The sequence below is a fragment of the Agathobaculum hominis genome (genome assembly GCF_014288055.1).
Lineage (GTDB): Bacteria > Bacillota > Clostridia > Oscillospirales > Butyricicoccaceae > Agathobaculum > Agathobaculum hominis.
The window spans coordinates 128,571-148,909 of the sequence record NZ_JACOPK010000008.1; the positions used below are offsets into that span (position 1 = coordinate 128,571).

Here is a 20,339-nt window from a genome sequence, read left to right on the forward strand (position 1 = left end):
ATTTTTGCGCTGCCGGGGGATGTTCTTCTTTTGTTACAGCGGCGCAAAATATACACGTTTTCCTCCCCCAATTACCGCTGCACAAAAAGCACTTTTTCGGGTGGTTGAAAGCGGCAAACTTCTCAATCGTCTGCGGAACGGTCACCTTGAAAAGTCCGCCGTCACGGGGGACTGACGCCCCTCGCGTTCACCCAAGACCGCGAAAACGCCTCTCAAGGTGCACCTTAGACTGCGGTTTCAAAACCTCGGAAAGCCCCGCACTGCGGGGCTTTGTGGCTGAGAGGGGCCCAATTAGGGGCACCTCTCTTTATCTTGTACTAAAATCGAACGGCCCACGTTCGCTCTCACTCCCGAAAGTGGGTACACACTCGGCCTTCGGAGAAAAATCGCACACAACGGCTTACGCGGCGAAGCAGGGGCGTTTCGGATGGGGGTGCTGTCACTCTCGGCACGAACCGCACGTTCCCAAACCTCTCCCGGCCGGGTATCAAAACGGCAAACTTTGCCGCTTTTGGGTCTTGGTCAGGTGTACTCCCGAAGCAGGCGTCGCGGCCCCGCTGGGTTGCGTGATCTTTTTTGCTTTTATCGAAATTGCAGCTTGCACGTCCTGCGCTTAGGGCTTTCTGCGTATGCGAGGTAGGGGTGGTATCACTACCCTCGGTGTGCTCCGCGTGTTGCCAAAGCGTGCCGTGCGCAGGTGTCAAAACGGCTAATTTGCCGATTTCTGAGGTCGGGTAGCCATCATTGATTCCAGCGGCACGAAATATGTCCCGTTTTTTCTGGAATAGCAGCGGCTCACGCAAAACAGCCCCGGTTCCCTGCGAAAGGGACCGGAGCTGTTTTTTTCGTCACTTCATGGAGCGATACAAAAACGCCGCGATCTGCGCTCTTGTGCAGGCAGCGTCGGGGTCAAAGCGACCGCCGCCGACACCGGAGGTGATGCCATGCTCCACAGCCCAAGCCACCGCCTGCGCGTAGTAGCTGTCGGTGGGGACGTCGGTGAAGCTCGCCGCGCTTCCCGCCGCAGGCTGGCCCATGGCGCGCCACAGCATCGTGACCATCTGGGCACGGTTGATGGCGCCGTCGGGGTCTGTGCCGTCGGAGATGCCCTTGGCTTTCGCCCAATTCTGTGCCTTTGCATACCAAGTATTACCGCCGCTCAAATCCGCGTCATTCTGCCGTGCCAAAATCGTCCAAAGCTGGGCGCGGGTGGTGGAGCTGTCGGGCGCGTAGGTGCTCTCGTTCATGCCGTTCACGAGGCCGCGGGCGCTGACAAAGTCGATGGCGTCCTTCGCCCAATGGTTTTGGGTGTCGGCAAAATCCTTAGAATTATCAACGATTTTGACCGTCGCGCCGCCGTTCACGGTCAGCTGGATGCCGTTCTCCGTGGGCAGGGAGTTCTTGACGACCTCCTCGGTGCCATCGGGATGGACGAGCACCGCCACCGTGCCGGAATTTGCGTTGGAAACGGGGATCTCCACCTTGGTTTCCCCTGCCCCCTTGGGCAGCTCGATGCTCACGGTGGGGGCGGTGCTGCTGTTGCAGGTGGCCTCGACCTCGACCGGAGCCTTGACCGCCTCGCCGTTCTTCTTTGCGTCCTCGATGGCCTTGTCGCTCAGCTTGGCCGCCGCCTCGGTTTTGCCGTCTTTGTCGGTCTTGACCGTGCCCGTGGAGCCGTTGGGGGCGGTGCTCTCCGTGACGGAGCTGCCGTCGGGCTTGGTAGTGGTTTCGACCTTGGTGCCGTCGGGCTTGGCGGTGGCTTCGGGCTTGGTGGTCGTCGTGCTGCTGGAGCCGCCGCCACCGCCGGAGGAAGAACCGCCGGAACCGCCGCCCGCAGAGCCGCCGTCCGGGGTAAAGCTCCACGTTCCGCGGAACACCACGGTCGTGCCCTCTAAGGTGCCGTTGTCCCAGCCGGAGAACGCCCATGTGCCAGTCAGTCCGCCGTTCTGCGCGTTGGAGGTCGAATCAGCGGTAAAAGTGGTATCCATAGCGTCCATCGCCTGCTCCACGCTGCGATAAGCCCTGCTGTCGGTGGGCAGCGTCCTGTCGGAGGGGGCTTCGCCCCAGTCATAGCGCACCGCGTAGGTCTTTACCTCCGGCTGCTCCGAGGTCTCCTGATAAACGAAGGTGACCGTGGAGCCGTTGTCCTTCATATCGACAAAGGCGTGGCCGTTCAGGGTCTGAGGCGGCTGCCAGTTCACGCTTGCGCCTGTCGGGACCGGCAGAACGGAGGGCGCGGTGTTGGGCATCGCCGTGCCGTCCTCCAATTCATATTGAATGGTAACGTCGGTGTAGGACTGATTTTCGGTGCCGTCGGTGGCAAGGGTATTCCCCGCCCCGTCTATCACCTCAAAGCCGATGGTATCGCCGCTTTCCAGCTGGGCGTCCGCCGGGATCTGATAGACGAGAGAGCAGTTGACGAGGCCGGAATCAAAGTCGCTGCCGGTGTATTCCAGCGCGCCCTTGGGCCAGAACTTGGACTTCTCGCTCCAGACGGGAACGGTAAAGCGCTGCTCCGCCAGAATTTCTTTGCCGCCTGCCGTGACCGCCCGGCTGCCGTCAGCGTGCTGCACCCACAGGCGCAGCGTCACGGTCTGCTCCTCGGTGTCGGAGAGGTTTTGAACGATGGTCCGCAGCTCGATCTCCTGCCCCTTCATGTCCGGAGAGAAGCGGTTTTTATAGCCACCGCTCAAAAGGCGGTTCTCCCGATCCTGCTGATACCTCCAATAGCCGGAGGAATCCGCCTGCCGGTAAGCGTCGGAGTTCTCGGAGGGGTTTTTATAGTCGCCGGTGTACCGCTTCACCTCGGGAACCGCCACATAGAGGGCGGGCGGGTCGGAGATCAGCTGGCTCATGCGCTTGGTGCCCTGAAGGGCGCACACATCGCAGAACTCATTTTTCGTGCTATCCCGCATGAGGCACTCAGCGCTGGAATTGTACACATACGAATCGTCCCTGTGCGGGCAGGAATAGGTATTACGGAAGCCCAGCATATTCTTCCACTTTACCTTCATGGGGTCTGCCGTGTGAGAGATATTCAGCGAGGCGCGGTAGGATTCCTCCCCCACGGGGGTCGAGCTGGTCGCATACTCGTCGCCCAGATGAAACAGTCCGTGTCCCAGCTCATGGCGCAGGATAAACTTGGAGTAGCTATTTTTTGCGGCTGCCAGGATATAGTGGATACCGCTTTTTATATCATCGTGGGAGCCGCCGAAATATTCCCCGCTGTTCGCCAGCACAACGAACTGGTTGATGTGCTCATAAACGTAATCATACTGGCTGTAATCTTCGTCCTGCGGCTTGGTCGTGTTGGGGATGTGCGCGTCATGGATCTTTTCAAGGAAAGACGTGCCTATGATGCGCTCGAAAATGTGGTTTCTCCAGTTTCCGAAATTGGTGGAAATGCCGTCGGTATTCGCCCGGAAAAACGTGTTGCCGCCAAAGCTCTCTTTCGACGCCGTGCAGAGCGCATAGACATTGAACCGGTCCGCCATGCTGCGGTACGGCTCCGTGTTCAGCGTTGCCTGCCACAGCTTCTGAACATCTTGGATGAAATCCGCCTGCTGGCTTTTGGTGTAGCCCTCGGCGCAGAACAGGATCACCATGTTCTCCGTGTCGCTGCGGGGCTTCTGGATCACATACACTGGAATGGTGGCGTTGGCGTATTCGGGGTCTTTCGTGTAGTAGTCGCTCATCTCCACCTGAAGATACGTCTCGGTGTCCACGTCCCAGTTTCCGTCGCCGGTGTCCCGCTCGGCGGGAGAAAGGGGGGTGCTGTCCGCCGGCTTGTTCGGCGCGGTGCCAACATAGGGGTCGGTCTCCGTGCCGCTGCCGGAGGTCACGGCATAATACGCCGTGTCCAGATAGAACGCCGGACGGACACCGTAGTAGCCCTTGCAGGGCGCGTCGCGTCCGATGCTCCCCTGCGAGCTTACATAGCGCATATCGTGGTTGCAGTCCGTCACCGGCGTCCGCAGCCAGTAGCTCCAGTTGACGCCGTTCCGGTTCTGCGCGATGTAGTAGCTGCTGAGGTTTTCATAGACGGTGCAGAGCTGCTTGACATCCAGCAGGAACACCTTATCGGTGATGTTCTCGTAATGTGCGCCCTCATAGCCGTCCGCCACCGAGCCTATATCGGTATTGTAGGGGAGGTCGGCTCCAGACGCGTCGATGTAGCCCGCGGTGTACTCCGGATGGGAAACGATGGAGCGCTGCGTCACCGTCTTGATGGCGGCGGCCTCGTCCCTCGTAAAGCCGTTGAGGAAGCCCGCCTTGCCGTCATACGCGCCGCCGCCCATGATATAGCCGTCCTTGGGCGGGTTGCCGCAGAGCCATTTCACCTGTCCGGCTTCGGCGTCGGAATTGAGCCACGAGCGCATATCGCTGTCGCGCCAGTGGTTGGAGCCGTATTTGCTCCGGTAGCCGCTGCGGTGGTGAGAGCCGCTGGTGGAATTCTCGCTGGTCTGCGCGTCATAGGGCATAGAGTCGCACAGTACCTTGTCTGAGAGCATCAGCGGGCCGTTTTCGTCCACGCTGACGCAGCGCCACAAAATCGGCTCGCCGTCGTAGCTGCCCAGCCGGATGTAATCACCCAGCTGAACGCCCGTCTCCGCGCCCGCGGCCCTGACCGGCAGAGGGAGCAGGCCCAGCATCAGGACGACGGAAAGGAGCAGAGCCATCACTCTGCCGCTTTCCTTGTACTTCTTGTGCTTCATGTGTTGTCTCCTTTGCGTTGAGATTTTGCTTTTGTGGATCGCTTTGGGAACATTACTTCATGTAACGATACAGGAAGGTCGCGATCTGGCCGCGGGTGCAGGTGCCGTTAGGCTCGAACCTTCCATTGCCCACACCGGCGGTGATACCGTTCTTCGCCGCCCAGGCAGCGGCCTTGGCGTAGTAGCTGTCGGCGGAAATATCGGTGAACGCGGACGCACCCTCCACCTCTGGGCTGCCCGCTGCGCGATAGAGCATGGTGACCATCTGGGCGCGGTTGATGGTGCCCTCGGGAGCCGTGCCGTCGGAAATGCCGTTGGCCTTAGCCCAGGTCTGCGCCTTTCCGTACCAGCTCCCGCCGCCGCTCAGGTCCGCGTCGTTCTGCCGCGCCAAAATCGTCCAGAGCTGGGCACGGGTGGTGGCGTTGTCGGGCGCGTAGGTGGTCTCGCTCATGCCGCTCACAAGGCCGCGGGCGCTGACAAAGTCGATGGCATCCTTGGCCCAATGGTCCCGGGTATCGGCAAAATCCTTCGAATTATCCACAATTTTGACGGTTGCGCCGCCGTTGACGGTGAGCTGGATGCCGTCCTCCGTGGGAACGGAGTCCTTCAAAATCTCCTCCGTGCCGTCGGGGTGGACAAGCACCGCCACCGTGCCGGGCTTCACGTTGGAAACGGGAATTTCCACCTTGGTCTCGCCGGAGTTTCTGGGCAGTTCCACCTTCACCACGGGAGCGGTGCTGCTGTTCTTGGTGGCCTCCACCTCCACGGGAGCCTTGACGGCCTCACCGTTCTTCTTCGCGTCCTCAACGGCCTTGCCGCTGAGGGTGGTCTCCGCTTCGGTCTGACCGTTCTTGTCGGTTTTCACCGTGCCGGTGGAGCCGTCAGCGGCCCTGTTCTCGGTGACGGAACTGCCGTCCTTCATGGTCTCGGTCTTGGAAACAGAGCCGTCCTTCATGGTCTCGGTCTTGACGGTGGAGCCGTCCGGCTTAGTGGCGGTTTCCACCTTCGTACCGTCCGGTTTGGTGACCGTCTCTACCTTCGTACCGTCTGGCTTGGTGGCGGTCTCAGGCTTGGCGGACGCTGTGTCACCGCCACCACCGGAGGACGAACCGCCGGAACTGCCGGACGAACTACCGCCACCACTGGAAGAACCACCGGTATTACCGCCCGTAGAGCCGCCGGGCTGAGAGGGCTCGGGTTTCGGCTCAGGCTTGGGAACAACGGGAGCATCCTTAGCCGTGATCTTGACCGTGATGGTGCCGGTGGTGTCCCCGTGGGTCGTGCTGGTGATGATCACTTTCCAGCTTGCGGTCTTGCCCGCGTCTGCCGGGGTCAGGCCGTCCGCCAGCTTGAACGTGGTGCTGGTGAAGTCCTCGGTCGAAATGATGTGATCGGGATCCACCATATCACGAACGCCGTCCTTGATGACCGCATCCTGAACCTGATCGGCCGGAACGAAATTATAAGCGGTGATTTCCTGAACTTCAGTGATGTGATAGTACATCTGACAATCGTAGTCGGCCATCTTAAACGCGTCCGCCTTGGCCACGGTAACATCCTCGGACTTCAACACGCCCGTGCACTTCTCGGCGGAAACCGCAACATGGACGCTCTTGCCAATATCCTCGGCCGTGGGCGTGTACGTTTCCTTGATGGCACCAAGGATCCTTTCATCGTCGTGATACCACTGGTAGGTCAGCTTGGCACCAACAGGCGTGAGATTGGTGACGGTCGCTGTCAGGGGCTGGTTGTACTTGGGCGTGCCGATGATGGTGACGGCGCCCTCCAGCTTGGGCTTTTCGGGCGGGACGGTCTGTGCGGTCTGACGGTAGTAAAGGCGAAGGGCAAGCCCCTCCCGCTCCATCCGAACAAAGGCGTGTCCGCCCACCGTCCGGGGGGCCCACTGGCTGATAAACGGATCGCCGCACCCCTTGGGCAGGAGTAACTCTGTGGTGAAGGTGTTGGGGATGGACTGTCCGTCCTCCAACAGATAGTTCACCTGATAGGTGTCGTATTCCGGCTCCTGATAGGTGGCCAGCACCTCGCCGCTCTCCGCGTCCCGGACCTCTCCCACCAGTCGGTCTCCAGCTTCAAAGTTCGTGCCCTGAATGGGATTAAAAGTCAGGATGGGATAAATACAGGCATCCTCCATGTTCCCATTCTTCGTCAGCGCCGGGACGGTAAAGACCTCTTCCTTCAATGGCTCTCGCGGCTCGCCGTCCGCCTTGACCACGCCCAGCACCAGCTTCACTTTCCGCTCCCGGTCACTGAGATTTTGGATCACCGTCCGCAGGGAGAGGGAGAGATCACGGATATTCGGTGCTTTTTTCAGCAGGTTTTCCTGCGTGACGCGGTAACGCTCGCTGTCCTCAGTGTTGTTGTGCGCCGTGGTGACCTCCGGGTCCGCCACATACAGCTCCATGCCGTTTTGGATCCGCTCAGTGGAGAACATCCGCCGCACCAGAGCCAGACGGCACACCTCGCAGAAGGGCTGATCCGACTGGTACATATTGCACTTGAACGCCGTGGGGATCAGCACCCTGCCGTCGTTGTTCTCACATGCGATGATGCTCCGGTAGCCCATCATCTTTTTCCACTTGATGTCGCTACCGGTGGAGACGTTGGGGGACCTCGTGTCTAGGCCGTACTCATCCCCCAGCTTTCCCACGCTGTGGGAAAGCTCATGGGCCATGGCATAGTCCTCGGCCCCTCCGGTGGAAAAGGAGTAGATCCCGCTAGCGGAGCCGACAGATGCGTTTGTGTTGACGAACATATGGATGTTGTCCACAAACGCCCCTTCGTCCAGACACAGCCGCTCCAGATCGGCACGGATCGCGTTCACCTTTGCTTCCCCGTCCGTATCACTCCTAAAGCCGATGCTCTTCGTTTCAAACAGGGTGGTAAGGCCGAAATAGGTGTCCAGCTTGGTGTTCTCGGTGCTCAGTCCCGCCTCATTGGACACGGCGGGCACGGCGTACACATTGATCCGGTGGGCAAGGCGGCTGTACGGCTCCAGCGCCATCAGGCGGCCAAGCTGTACCCGCGCCTCCTGAAGAAATTGCTGCTGCTGATCTTGCGTGTAGCCGTCGCCCAACAGCAGCAGCACCAGATTTTCCCGGTCGTTCCCCATTTTTTGCAGGGTGTAGACCGGGAGCCCCGCCGCCTGTAACGCATGGACGGTGTTCTCCTCCGCTGCCGCCGTCACCTGCGTCGGCAGAACGGTCTCCGTGGCGGATGGGCCGCTGATGGGGACGGCCCCGGCGTGCAGGGGCAGCAGGGTCAATGCCATGCAGGCGGTCAGCGCCCACGCGGCGATCCTCTTTCTCATCACATCTGTTCTCCTTCTGTTCGCGTGTAAGCCAGCGGGGTTCATCCCCCCGGACAGGCCTTGTGTTTTTTTATTATACACGCCGCCCCTTTTGCAAGGCAACCTTTTTGTGAAAAAACAAACAAAAATCCTGCGGATTTTCCCCGTTTCGCCCACCCTTTTTCATTTCAGAGGTCTTGCGCTCGCTGCCCGCATGAGCCACGCGGTTTTCGCTCTCCGCCCGTCCTGTTCTCGTGCCTGTTTGGCCCTAGAAGCGCGGGCGTCCGCCGCGCGCATGCGGCGGATCAACTATAATCCGCCGGCCCCTAGACCGGAAGCTGTTGAAAAATCCCAACGGCCTGATTTTAGGCACTCCCGGCAGCGGCAAGTCGTTTTCGGCAAAACGTGAGATCACCAATGCGTTTCTCATCTGCCCCAAGGATGACATCATCATCTGTGATCCGGAGGGCGAATATACACCGTTGGTAGAGCGGCTGCACGGTCAGGTCATTAAGCTGTCGCCCACCGGCAAGGGCTACGACGGTTCGCCCTGCTACATCAATCAGATGGACTTGAATCTGGATTACAGCGACAATGATAACCCACTGAACCTGAAATCCGACTTCATTCTGTCGCTGCGCGAGTTGATCGTCGGCGGCAAGGACGGGCTTGCCCCCTGTGGAAAAGACCATCATCGACCGCTGCGTGCGCATCGTCTACCGGGACTACCTCAATGACCCGAAACCGGAGAATATGCCGCTGCTGGAGGACTTGTATAACGCCCTCCATGCGCAGGATGAAAAGGAAGCGCAGTACATCGCCACCGCCCTTGAAATCTACGTCACCGGCTCTCTGAATGTGTTCAACCATCACACGAACGTGGATGTGAATAGCCGCATCGTCTGCTACGACATCAAGGAGCTGGGCAAGCAGCTCAAAAAAATTGGGATGCTGGTGGTGCAGGATCAGGTCTGGAACCGTGTGACCATCAACCGCGCCGCCCATAAAACGACCCGCTACTACGTTTGGGGCGGCAGCAGTCCCTCCACCTCATTTGACTGTTCGGGCTTCGTCAGTTGGGTCATCAATCATTCCGGTTGGGATGCGGGCAAGCTGGGAGCGCAGGGACTTTGCAACATCTGTACGCCCATATCCTCTGCCAACGTCAAACCGGGCGATCTGGTGTTTTTCACCGGAACCTACGATACCCCCAGTGTCGGCCATGTGGGCATCTACGTCGGCAACAATATGATGATCCACTGTGGAGATCCGATCTCTTATGCGAACTTAAATTCAAGCTATTGGCAGTCCCATTTCTACCGCTATGGGCGCTTGCCGTAAAGGAGAGTGAACGATATGAACCCGAAAATCATGAAGCTCCGTGGGGAGCTGGAGAAGAACAAAGGCAAAATCTCCGATCTGCAAGGCCGCAACCGCGAGCTGAAAAAGCAGATTCGTGAGCTGGAGGACACCGACATCATCGGCATGGTGCGTGAGAACGGCATGACGATGGAGCGGTTTGCCGAGCTGTTCCGCCGTATGCAGGCCGCGCCTGCACCGGCCACTTCGGAAAAGGAGGCGTTGAACCATGACTAAAAACACACCGCGCATTTTTATCAGCCTGCTGCTGATGCTCCTGTGCATCGGGATTCTCCCCGTTTCCGCCTTTGCCAGCGGCGGTGATTATCCTGATGATGCGCTGCCTGCCCGTGTGGGCTATGTGTACGGCAGCTATCTGACCGTCACCGACGCCGCCGACAGTACCGTGAGCATCGGCGGCATTACGCTTCCGTTTGATGAAAAGAAGCTGGCCGACCTCTGGCAGCTCCTTGTCGGCAGCATGACGGGCGGCAGCGACGCGCTGACACCGGACGGCAATCTGACGCTGATCGACGATATTGGCTCCAGCACCAAGGCAGGAAAACAGTTCATTACGTTGGAAAGCAAGAATGGTATCACTGCCGCCATTCCGAGGCGGACGTAGAAAGCCGCTTCCACAAGATGCGCCTGAACGCCGCGGAGCTGGAACGGGCGGTATTCCTGACGCTGAAAAAGCAGATGGAAGCCACCACGCCGCTTGCCCCTGACGGTACGCTCCGGGTAGATGCTTCCGTACCGGAACGCGCCGAATATGAGCAGCAGATTGAGACGCTGCAAGACGGCAAGCGCACGTTGTATGAACGCTATCTCATGGGCGAGATCGACCTGAATACCTACAAGGCGGAAAAAGCTACGTGCGATGAGCTGCTTCTGAAAACGAAAAACGCCTATGCCGCAGTATTGGCACAGGCAAAGCAGAAGCAGGACGAGCAGGCTCGGCAGGACAGCCGCAAGGAAGCGCCCAAAGCGATTTTCGATGCTGACACGCTGACCACCGAGCTGGCCGAGCTGCTGATCGACCGGGTGCTGGTGTACCCCGATAAGCGCATTGAGATTGCATATAAAATCCAAGACATTTTCGCTTGAGGTGGCAGACATGAAAATCGCTTTCTATTGCAGAGTGGACGGACAGGGCTTCGGCTTTGTCCTCCACGATGAAGCTGACAAGCTCCGCGAGTTTTTCGCCGAGCATCAGGATAAGCCTGTGCTTGAAAATCCATCAAGCGTAAGCTAAAAATTTTTTGTCGTGTGCTTGACATACGGGTGCCTGAGATCATGCACTCGAATGACTTTCAGGTTATTCCTCTGGAGAAGTTCCTTAAAGTGACGGGTAATATAATCTGGCTTGAACAGCGTTCCCATGTCATTGACAAACACGAAATCCAGATAGTTTGTATCATATGATTTGCGGTACAGCTTCTGATTTTGCATTTGTTCCTCACGACGCTGAAGCAGCTCTTTCTCGATTATCGGGACCAGCGGAAGGCGGCGGCCGCAGCAGCATTCTTCGGTTGAGAGTGTACCCATATCACCGAGCATATATCGCAGACGCGGCTGAACATAATTGGTCAGATCAGTGATCGCAAGCACACCGCTCTGTCCGTTCAGCACCGGTTCATATGTGACAGGGTCAAGAACCTCTATGATACAGTTTTCTGCAGTGATGTGAATGCCGCCGGACGGACAGGTGTAGGCGAGGATACCGGCATCACGTGCACCGTATTCGTTTGCCACCGGACAGTCGAATACACGCGCGATCAAATCTTCCTGCCACTTTTCAGCTGAGCCTGCTTGCTGAGCTCGATCGGACTGCCCCAGAGCATGACACTGCGGCTTCCCAGGGTGATGCCATACCAGCTGAGGCCGCGCCATCGTGCCGCTTAACGGCGAAAATGCATGTCAGCAGTATTTAAATCAATGATCGGCTTGCTGTGCAGGCGAGCAAAACGGGCGGCATTGTTAATTTCTGCAGATGGCATATCAGATGCAATAATCAGACAATCCGCTTGCTCGAGAAAACGCCGTTTTTCCCGCCTGTAAATTCAAAATTCCACCATAAAACTGTGGTTTTTATCATTTTTCACCAAAACGAACAAAAACACAGCATGAATTTCATTATTTTCAACGCAATATTCCGTGTGGCGCGGCGCAGGAAATATGGTATAATATACAATATAAATAATGAATTATTATGCACTTTCGGGAGGTGTAACTATGGATAAGAACATGAATAAGGACGATTTTATGAACGATCTGTACGATTACCTCTGGATGCCGGAGAATGAGCAGGGAGCGCTGTACCTGCATCAGAATATCCTGTTCGGCCGCGCGGCTGACGAGGAGAAAATTGCCTGCGCAACCCTTCCGTATCTGTTCCGGCTCGGCATCACACCGCAGATGCGCGGTTATGAAATTTTGTGCCGCGCCGTTATCCTGTACCTCCTTGACGGCATTCAGAATTCGACTCACCTTGCCTTGCTCATGACGATTGCCGTCGAGCGCGGCACCTCGCTTGCTTCTGTGGAGCGCGCCTGCGCCGCTGCGGTCAGATATGCGTGGAACGAGGGGTATATGTCCGCAGACGATGAGGGTCCCGATGCCATCACGTTCCACGAAATGCCGACAGTGACACAGTTTATCGACCGTCTTGCAGCGGCTGTCCGGAGCAAGCTCGGCGACGAAATCAAGCTCTAAGTGGGCGGTATATCAGGTATTGCGGCGAAAACCGTGCTTTTATCAGCAGGTAAAATCCGTCCACTGCTCGCGCTTGCCCTATACTTCAGCATCGTTTTAATTTTGCAGCTGCCTTTCGGTAGCTGCTTTTTATGCAGAAAAGCTGCCGTTTGTACGTAAAAACGGACGTTATTTCCCATTTTTCGGCGTTTAAAGCCCGATTGCCGTGCCATATACGAGCCGGATCATATCCGCAAACGCGGTGATGCAGCCCTTGTTTGTCGGCTTGCGGCGGAACGTCAGAAGCGCCGTGCACGGGTCGCCCTTTATGCCGCGCAGGCCGCCGTTGTTCCATGCCGTCGCAATCGCATGGCGAATCGCGCGCTCCACCGCGCTGACCGTCGTACCGTGCTCCAGAGCAATCCGGGGGTAAATCGTTTTGGTAATCTCTCTTATTTCCGACGGATTGAGTAAAAACTCGACCACCGCACTGCGTAGGTAGCAGTATCCCGTAACATGCGGCGGGATACCAAGCTGGTAAAGATAGGGCGTCAAGCGAAATTCAATCTCCCGCGCAAGAGCAGAGTGTTCTTTTTCGACAGATTCCGCTTTTTCCACAACAACTGCATCATCCATCATCAACATCATAACCACGACCTCCGATAAACAATTCTCTTGAATATGGTATGCAGAAAGGAAATTTCCTTCTTTGATTCCCATTATATCATGAGAAAAAACAGGAAAAAAGAAGAAAAATTCGATGGATTATCCATAATCTTACTGCTGCGTCGAAAATCGAGGCGCTGAACAGCAGGTTGCACAAACGGACGCGGAAAATCCCTCTTTTCGCGCTAAGATTCCGTTAACCGAAAGACTTCAAGGCCGTCTGAGAATGCGCCGCAGGAAGCCCCGGCCGCCCTCCGGATGAACGACCGCTTAACCTGTTTTTCACACTGCGTGTCAATATTGTGCAAAAATACTTCAAATTGCTGTAAAAAACGTCGAATGGCACGCTGTACGGTTTGAACTGTGCTCTTCTATGAAATTTTATATAAAATGAACAAATTCGACATGAAACGACAGGATACGGTATTGCCGGACCGCCGAAGTGCGGTGCGCGAAGCCGAAACCGTTCTTGACCTTTACAGCGTTTCATCTTATAATAAAAGATGAATAGTTACCCTTTTAAAGCACCCGTTAAACGGTATCAAACTCTGAGGAGGACGAAATAAAATGGATATGAAAAAACTTGCAGGCGATAAGGCTGCCACTTATGTAAAGGACGGCATGGTAGTCGGTCTGGGTACCGGCTCGACCGCTTACCATATGGTAAACGCGGTAGGCGAAATGGTCAAGAACGGTCTGAAGATTCAGGCGATCCCGACCTCCAAGGCTACCGAGGCGCAGGCGCGTGAGCTGGGCATCCCGCTGCTCACCATCGACGAGCTCGACCACGTTGACCTCGCGATCGACGGCGTAGACGAGATCGACCCGCAGTTCAACGCCATCAAGGGCGGCGGCGGCGCACTGTACCGCGAGAAGGTTGTCGCTTCCATGGCCAAGGAAGTCATCTGGATCATGGACGAGTCCAAGCTCGTCGACAAGATCGGCGCATTCCATCTGCCGGTCGAGATCGCGCAGTACGGCTCCAAGCAGGCGATGGAGCGCATGGCCGGCTACGGCTGGAACCCGGTTCTCCGCGTCCGCGACGGCAAGACCTTCGTCACCGATAACGGCAACTATATCGCAGATCTGCACCTCGGCGCAGGCTTCGACATTCAGGACGTTTACTCCAAGCTGACCGGCATGCTCGGCGTTCTGGAGCACGGCCTGTTCCTCAATATGTGCAAGCGCATGATCGTCGGCCACTCTGACGGTACGGTCGATGTCATCGAGAACCCGTCCAAGTAAGACGGGCGGCATCCCACAGCAGGAGGAATGAACATGGATTATAACGAGCGAAACGGTTCGTACAGCGACGACGAGCTGCTCAGCCGCTTTTCGCGCCCGGAGACGCCGCGCACGACCGTGCAGGACGATATCCCGGACGACCCGGCCGCGCTTCGCCGAGACCGCGGCCCGCGCCCCGGCATCCGCATGGCGAGCGGCCGCCCGATGCGCGGCATGAAAATGCAGCGCCCGGCAGGACGCAAAGGCGGCCCGAACTACCGTGCGGCGCTCTGCGGCGCGGTTCTCGCGTTCTTCGTGATCGCCCTGCTGTTCTTCGTCCTGTTTATGTCGCGCGGCGGCAAAATCAAGGAGCTGAACAGCCAGATCGACACGCTGGGTCAGGACAAGCAGTCGCTTTCCGCGCAGATCACCTCGCTCCAGCAGCAGGTCGACACCCTGACCGCGAGCATGACGAGCGCTCTGCCTGACGCGACCGTGGCAGACACCAACACTATCGCGGACCTCATTCCGCAGCTTGCAGACGGCAGCACTTATGTCGTACAGAGCTCGGCCTCGCAGCTCCGCTATATCAAGGTCCCGGAGGGCTATCTGAGCGACAAGCTCGGCGAATACCGCGACAACTCGTCGGCTTACGCCGCAGCACAGGGCGACGCGCCGATCTGCACGTATTATGTGCTGTTCACCGACCGCGTCATCGGCCTTGCTGAGGGCAACGTCGGCTTCGTCAGCATGGACAGAGCCGCGACCGGCAGCACGACCACCACGCCGGACGGCTTCTACGATTTCGTCGCATCGTTCTTCAAGTAAACAGCAAAGGCAGCTGCTTCGCATCGGCTTTCCGACGCGGCGGCTGCCTGCCTTTTTCGAATAGAAGGGAGAAAGGGGCGATTTCTTATGAGAACACCGGAGGAACAGCTGGTGGATGCCAGTCTGGAAATAGGGAAGGCGCTGCTGCTCGCCGGGGGCGAGGTGACGCGCGTCGAGGACACCATCACGCGCATCCTGCACGCCTACGGCATGCGCGAGATCGGTGTATTTACCATCACCTCGCTCATCGAGGTGACAGCCTGCACACCGGACGGCGATGAGATCGTAAAGGCGCGGCGGATCGCCGGCAGCTATGCAACCGACCTCGACCGTGTGGAGCGGCTGAACGCGCTCTCGCGCGAGATCTGCGCGCAGTGTCCGCCGCCGCAGACGCTCGCCGCCCGCATCGAGGCGATCAGACGGCCGCGTACCGAGGCGGCGTGGATCAGCTATGCCGGCGCGGTGCTGACCGCGTGCAGCTTTGCGGTGTTTTTCGGCGGCTCAGCGGCCGATATCCCCGCCGCCGCCATACTGGCCTGCCTCATCTGCTGGATGGACCGCAGAGGCTTTTACAAGAAGGCAAATCAGCTGCTGTTCTATCTGCTCTGCTCGATGCTGACCGGCTTTCTCGGCTGCGTGCTCGTCCGCATGGGCGTAGGTGTCCACCTCGATAAAATCCTCATCGGCTGCATCATGCTGACCATACCGGGCATCTCGATCACCTACGCGATGCGCGATATGCTGCTCGGCGAGAGCATTACCGGCCTGTTCCGCTTTATCGAGTCGCTGCTCATCGCCGCGACCATCGCGGGCGGCTTTCTGCTGTCCACCGTAGTGGCAGAGGGGGTGCTGGGATGAGTCAGATCATTGCAAGCATAATCGGCAGCATCGGGTTTTCCATCGTGTTCGGCATCCGCCGGGCATATATGCTCCCCATCGCTGTCAACGCAGGCCTGTCCTGGGCGGTGTATCTGCTCGTGAACGGCTTTGCCGGGGACTTTGCCGCCAACATGGTCTCCGCCATGTTCTGCAGCCTTGTCGCGGCGCTGATGGCGCGGCGGCTGCGCGTGCCGACGGTCGTGCTGCAAATGCCGGCGACCGTCCCGATGATCCCCGGCGGCAGCCTGTACTACACCATCTACTACGTCTTTGCGGGCGATATGCCGACCGCGAAGAGCTACTTTTTCTTCACCGCACGCGCCGTTTTCGGCATGGCGATCGGCTTTGCGGTCGTGAGCGTGCTGTTTAAGACGATCGACGCAAGAAAAGCCGCACGCTGACACAGGATTTTCAATAAAAAAGCAGGGAAACCGAGGCAACTGTTCCGGTTTCCCTGCTTTTTGCTTTATATTAGAGGTTGTGCTGGAGCTTTGCCGCCTTGAGCGTATTCTTCATCAGCATGGTGATGGTCATCGGGCCTGCACCGCCCGGGACCGGGGTCATATAGGACGCCTTGTCCATTACCTCGGGCGCAACATCGCCGCAGACCTTGCCCTCGGCGTTGCGGTTGATGCCGACGTCGATGACGACCGCACCCTCCTTGACCATATCCGGGGTGATGAAGCCGGCCTTGCCGACGGCCGCGACCAGAATATCCGCGCGGCGGCAGACCTCAGCGAGATCCTGCGTGCGGCTGTGGCAGATGGTCACAGTGCCGTGACGGTGCAGCAGCAGCATGGCCATCGGCTTGCCGACGATATTCGAGCGTCCGACAACGACGCACTCCTTGCCCCTGGGGTCGATCTGGTACTCGTCGAGCAGCTCCATCACGCCTGCCGGGGTGCAGGGCACGAAATCGAAATTGCCGACCATGATCTTGCCGACGTTGACCGGATGGAACGCATCGACGTCCTTCCGCGGGTCGATGGCGTCGATGACGGCCTGCTCCGAGATGTGCTTCGGCACCGGCATCTGACACAGGATACCCGAGATCTGGGGACTTTCGTTGAGCTGCGCGATCAGGCCGAGCAGCTCCTCCTGCGAGGTCTCCTCGGGCAGGGCGTACTTTTCGCTGTAAAAGCCGCACTGCTCGCAGGCGCGCTCCTTGTTGCGCACATAGATCTCGCTGGCCGGGTCGTTGCCGACGATAATGACCGCAAGGCCGGGCGTCACGCCCTTTTTCTTCAGCTCCTCGGTCTCCGCGAGGATACTGCCGCGCACCTTGGCGGACAGCGCCTTGCCGTCCATTCTTACTGCACTCATGCTGTTTCTCTCCTTATGATAATGATTATTCGCCCTTGTTTTCGTCCGTTTCGGGCACATAAAACGCCTTTGCTACCTTGATTCGGTGATACTGCCGCGCGAGCACCGCGACCGCCGCGATACAGCTGATGATAGCGAGCAGCTGCGAGACGCGGACCGAGCCGATATACAGGCTGTCCGTGCGCAGGCCCTCGATCCATGCGCGGCCGGCGCCGTACCATGCGGCATAGAGCAGCGCGATCTCGCCCTTGAACCTGCGTTTTTTCGAATAGAAATGCAGCAGGACAAAGCCGGCGAGGTTCCAGAGGGACTCATAGAGGAAGGTCGGGTGGACCATGCTCTGGCCGTCGATGGTCATGCCCCAGGGGAGGGTTGTCGGGCCGCCGTGGGCCTCGCCGTTGACGAAATTGCCCCAGCGGCCGATGCACTGGCCGATGAGCAGGCCGAACGCCGCGAGATCGCACAGGCTCGCGAGCGAGAGCTTTTTGACGCGGCTGTACACGAACAGGCCGATGAGCGTGCCGATGATGCCGCCGTAGATAGCGATGCCGCCCTTCCAGATGGCGATGATCTCGCCCGGGTGCTGCGCGTAGTAGCCCCATTCGAAAACGACGTAGTAGATACGCGCGCAGATGATGCCGAGGGGCACGCAGATGATGAGGCAGTCGGTGAGGTTATCCGAGGTGATGCCGAAGTCCTTCGTCCGGGAATTGACGTAGAGCGCGGCGAGGATAAAGCCGGCGCAGATGATGATGCCGTACCAGTAGATGTCCTTTCCGAGCACGGTGCAGGCCACGCGGCTGAGCGTGAATTCCAGACCGAGGTTCGGAAAACCGATAGTGTGTTCCATGTTTCGACCTTCCTTTAGGGGTATTGATGCGAGGGGGGGTGCACGGCGCGCCGCCGCGCAGGGTAAAGTTTCGCCTGTGAATATTATACATGACTCCGGCGCTTCGTGCAATGTAGATTGCGTGTATTTTGGACGGCGGAAGGCATAAGAAAACCCCCGAGGTTTCCCTCGGGGGTCTTGCTTTGCCTTATGGCAGGCTTAACGGAGAACCGTTAAGATTACCACTTGGTGATGTTGTTGTCCGGAACGTCGATAACCAGAACAGTGATCTGATCGTCGGAGTCGTTGTCAACAAATACGTGAACGTTCGGAGCGAAGTCCTCGTTCAGGTATGCATTACCATCCTCGAAACGCTTGTTGGTAGCGTTGTAGGTGAAGGTGGTGTGAGACTGGCCATCGGACCACTTGTCAGCGTCAAAGACGTTAGCCAGAGTGATGTTGTCCATGGTGTAGCCGGTCAGGCCCTCGCCATCGTCAGAACCAACGAACATCAGGACAGTGTCCTTGCTGTCAACGGTGTTCCAAGCGTCGGTGTTGGTAGCGTTGACGAAGTTCGGGTTGGTGTCAGTGCCGATGTTGTAAACCAGAGTGATGTCGCCGGAGTCCTTATCGTACTCCTTAACGAACATATCCTTCTGGCGGTCAGAGCTGTAGGTGTCGATGTCAGCCAGGGTGTCGCCGGTAGCGGTGTAGGAGAATACCTCGCCCTTCTTCAGGCTGTTAGCAGCGCTGTCGTCGGTGGTAACGGTAATCTGCTCGGTACCAGTCCAAGCGGTGATTACGTATACGGTGCCGTTAGCGGTGCCGGTCTTCTTCTCAACGTTCTTCAGAACAACTGCGTAGTTCTCGGAAGAACCGCCGGTGCTCTTGTCGCCCAGGTCGATGAATGCAGCCTGTGCATAGTAGCTGTTGCTGGACTTGTTAGCAACTGCGGTTGCGCCCTTGATGTCGCGATCGTAGCCAGCAGCAGTCTTACCGGTTACTACCTTGTAGGAAGCATCGGACTGGGAGTTGCGATTGCCCTTGTCGGAGTACTTAACGAATACAACGCCGGTTGCTTCGTAGTACAGACGAGAGATGGTGGAGTCGGTAGAACCCTGAGTACCGTCTGCCTTCAGAGTGATGGTGCCATGCTTGATGGAGCCGTCAGTCTTAGCAGAGCCAACAGTTACGTAATTGTCATAGCCGTTGGTGTCGATGGTGTTATCGGTGGTGTCGGTGTTCTTGAAGCCCATACGAGTCAGGGTGTAAACATCCTTGGATACCTCGTAGGAAACGAGCATCGGCTGTGCGTATACAGAAGAACCGCCATTGGAATTGTCGGTGTTCGGGTTGGTAGCAGTGCCTTCGTGGAACTCCTTGATAGCTACGCCATCATCCTTGTCGTCCCACTTCTTCTCGATCTCAACAACCTTGTCGGTGCCGTCTGCGAAGATCAGGCGAGCTTCCCACTTGGAGTTTACGCCGCCGGACGGAGCAGCCTCAACCAGCAGAGCCATGTCGTCGATGGAGCCAACAGTGGTGTCGGTGTAGTAAACGTAGCCGTTTACAACTACCATCTCAACGTTAGCGCCAGTGTTCGGACGCTTAACAGCTGCGGTGCTCTTACCAGCCATCTTGTACCACTCGTCGTTGATGGATACGCCATCGTCAGAACGGGTGCCGTTTACCTTACCGGTAACAACAGTAGCCTTCTCGATCAGGCCATTGCCGGTGCCGTAGTTGCCAGCAGCAGTCAGAACAACGTAGTCGTCCTTCTTGATGCCGTCGTACCAATCCCAGTCATCCTCTTCGAGCTTGGTCTTGCCGTTGGTGATGGAGGTATCGCCCTTCTTGAAGGTTACGTTAACGTAATCAGAGCCAACAGCGGTAACCTTGCCTACAGCAAAGGTCTTAACGTTCAGGATGGAGTAGTTGGTGGAGCCGTCGGTAGCGAGCAGCTTAACCTCGGTCGGCTGCATGTAAGCAGCATCGGTGTACTTGGTAGAAGAACCATCGCCGTACTCGTCGATGAACTCCTTGATGGTAACGTCCTTGTTGTTCTTGTACAGCTTGGTGCCGTTTACGTAAACAGAGGTGGTCTTAGCCAGATCGTACTTGGTGCCGTCCAGCTTAGCCTTAGCGCCGTCCATCTTGAGGTCCTTCAGGATGCCGGTCTGCTCGGTGTTGTCCTTGGTAGCGTAAACGCCGTAAACCTTGGACTTGTCGTTGTTCTTGTACAGAACGGTAACCATCTGATACTTCAGGTCAGAGTAGTCCTTCTTCACGTCGGTGAAGTTGTACAGAGCCTTGCCCTTGTCATCAGTGGTCTTGTTCTCGTCAACAGTGTCCTTGTCGAGAGAGATCTCGAAGGTCTCCTTGCCGGAGGTCTTGGAAACGTCCTCCAGAACAGCGGTGGTCTTCTTGAGGTTCATGAACTTCTCGCCAACGGTCTTGTTGTCGTCGCCAAGCAGAGTTACGTTGGTGTAAGCATCGTCACGCCATACAACGGTCG

Annotated in this window: 16 protein-coding genes and 2 pseudogenes; 10 read left to right on the top strand and 8 right to left on the bottom strand. The window is 57.6% G+C overall.

The annotated features are described in order from the left end of the window. Positions 1 to 848 precede the first annotated feature (848 nt). The 3 genes and pseudogenes from H8S02_RS09640 to H8S02_RS12830 all read right to left on the bottom strand — a co-directional run. Entirely contained in the window at positions 849 to 4,715 is a 3,867-nt protein-coding gene (locus H8S02_RS09640) for a M64 family metallopeptidase (protein WP_186970342.1), read from the bottom strand. 52 nt (positions 4,716 to 4,767) lie between these two features. Further along, positions 4,768 to 7,302: an S-layer homology domain-containing protein gene (locus tag H8S02_RS09645; RefSeq protein WP_243166485.1), complete on the bottom strand. Its 2,535-nt coding sequence runs from the start codon at positions 7,300 to 7,302 to the stop codon at positions 4,768 to 4,770. A gap of 111 nt (positions 7,303 to 7,413) precedes the next feature. Further along, positions 7,414 to 8,088 (bottom strand): annotated as a pseudogene (locus H8S02_RS12830) (M64 family metallopeptidase); the annotation flags it as partial. 260 nt (positions 8,089 to 8,348) lie between these two features. Between H8S02_RS12830 and H8S02_RS12420 the strand changes: the two are divergent. From H8S02_RS12420 to H8S02_RS09675, 5 genes and pseudogenes are all read left to right on the top strand, one after another. Beyond that, a pseudogene (locus H8S02_RS12420) lies at positions 8,349 to 9,363 on the top strand (VirB4-like conjugal transfer ATPase, CD1110 family); the annotation flags it as partial. Between the two features lie 15 nt (positions 9,364 to 9,378). After that, positions 9,379 to 9,618, top strand: coding sequence for a DUF4315 family protein (locus H8S02_RS09660; RefSeq protein ID WP_186970345.1), 240 nt, complete (start codon positions 9,379 to 9,381; stop codon positions 9,616 to 9,618). Beyond that, positions 9,611 to 10,006, top strand: coding sequence for a CD1107 family mobile element protein (locus tag H8S02_RS09665; RefSeq protein WP_243166487.1), 396 nt, complete (start codon positions 9,611 to 9,613; stop codon positions 10,004 to 10,006). Before H8S02_RS09660 ends, H8S02_RS09665 begins: the two co-directional genes overlap by 8 nt. 17 nt (positions 10,007 to 10,023) lie before the next feature. Next, positions 10,024 to 10,488 carry a hypothetical protein gene (locus H8S02_RS09670; RefSeq protein ID WP_186970346.1) on the top strand — a complete coding sequence of 155 codons (465 nt, stop codon included), beginning with the start codon at positions 10,024 to 10,026 and terminating at the stop codon, positions 10,486 to 10,488. A gap of 10 nt (positions 10,489 to 10,498) precedes the next feature. Then, entirely contained in the window at positions 10,499 to 10,636 is a 138-nt protein-coding gene (locus H8S02_RS09675; protein WP_186970347.1) for a hypothetical protein, read from the top strand. Here H8S02_RS09675 and H8S02_RS09680 read toward each other — a convergent pair. Further along, positions 10,633 to 11,274, bottom strand: coding sequence for a hypothetical protein (locus H8S02_RS09680; protein ID WP_186970348.1), 642 nt, complete (start codon positions 11,272 to 11,274; stop codon positions 10,633 to 10,635). The two genes, H8S02_RS09675 and H8S02_RS09680, sit on opposite strands and share 4 nt — an antisense overlap. Positions 11,275 to 11,616: 342 nt before the next feature. On the opposite strand from H8S02_RS09680, the gene H8S02_RS09685 reads away from it, so the two are divergent. After that, a complete protein-coding gene (locus tag H8S02_RS09685; RefSeq protein WP_186970349.1) occupies positions 11,617 to 12,096 on the top strand; it encodes a sporulation initiation factor Spo0A C-terminal domain-containing protein in 480 nt (159 codons plus the stop codon). A 189-nt stretch (positions 12,097 to 12,285) separates the two neighbouring features. Here the strand turns inward: H8S02_RS09685 and H8S02_RS09690 are convergent, their stop codons facing one another. Next, positions 12,286 to 12,723 (bottom strand): sporulation initiation factor Spo0A C-terminal domain-containing protein, encoded by a 438-nt coding sequence (locus tag H8S02_RS09690; protein ID WP_186970350.1) that lies wholly within the window; start codon positions 12,721 to 12,723, stop codon positions 12,286 to 12,288. A gap of 585 nt (positions 12,724 to 13,308) precedes the next feature. Here H8S02_RS09690 and rpiA point away from each other — a divergent pair. The 4 genes from rpiA to H8S02_RS09710 all read left to right on the top strand — a co-directional run bounded on the left by rpiA (position 13,309) and on the right by H8S02_RS09710 (position 16,073). After that, positions 13,309 to 13,986, top strand: a complete 678-nt coding sequence (gene rpiA, locus H8S02_RS09695) for a ribose-5-phosphate isomerase RpiA (protein WP_186970351.1) — start codon at positions 13,309 to 13,311, stop codon at positions 13,984 to 13,986. A gap of 33 nt (positions 13,987 to 14,019) precedes the next feature. Then, on the top strand, positions 14,020 to 14,793 hold the full coding sequence (locus H8S02_RS09700; RefSeq protein WP_186970352.1) for a hypothetical protein: 774 nt from the start codon (positions 14,020 to 14,022) through the stop codon (positions 14,791 to 14,793). A gap of 87 nt (positions 14,794 to 14,880) precedes the next feature. Continuing rightward, positions 14,881 to 15,651, top strand: coding sequence for a threonine/serine exporter family protein (locus H8S02_RS09705; protein WP_118686054.1), 771 nt, complete (start codon positions 14,881 to 14,883; stop codon positions 15,649 to 15,651). After that, the gene (locus tag H8S02_RS09710; RefSeq protein ID WP_186970353.1) at positions 15,648 to 16,073 is read left to right on the top strand and encodes a threonine/serine exporter family protein; all 426 of its coding nucleotides are present in this window, start codon (positions 15,648 to 15,650) and stop codon (positions 16,071 to 16,073) included. Before H8S02_RS09705 ends, H8S02_RS09710 begins: the two co-directional genes overlap by 4 nt. A gap of 70 nt (positions 16,074 to 16,143) precedes the next feature. Here H8S02_RS09710 and folD read toward each other — a convergent pair whose 3' ends face one another. The 3 genes from folD to H8S02_RS09725 form a co-directional block, all read right to left on the bottom strand. Then, positions 16,144 to 16,995 carry a bifunctional methylenetetrahydrofolate dehydrogenase/methenyltetrahydrofolate cyclohydrolase FolD gene (gene folD / locus H8S02_RS09715; protein WP_186970354.1) on the bottom strand — a complete coding sequence of 284 codons (852 nt, stop codon included), beginning with the start codon at positions 16,993 to 16,995 and terminating at the stop codon, positions 16,144 to 16,146. 25 nt (positions 16,996 to 17,020) lie between these two features. After that, positions 17,021 to 17,845 carry a prolipoprotein diacylglyceryl transferase gene (gene lgt / locus H8S02_RS09720; RefSeq protein WP_186970355.1) on the bottom strand — a complete coding sequence of 275 codons (825 nt, stop codon included), beginning with the start codon at positions 17,843 to 17,845 and terminating at the stop codon, positions 17,021 to 17,023. 218 nt (positions 17,846 to 18,063) lie between these two features. After that, on the bottom strand, positions 18,064 to 20,339 hold a 2,276-nt coding region (locus H8S02_RS09725), incomplete at its 5' end, for a hypothetical protein (RefSeq protein ID WP_186970356.1).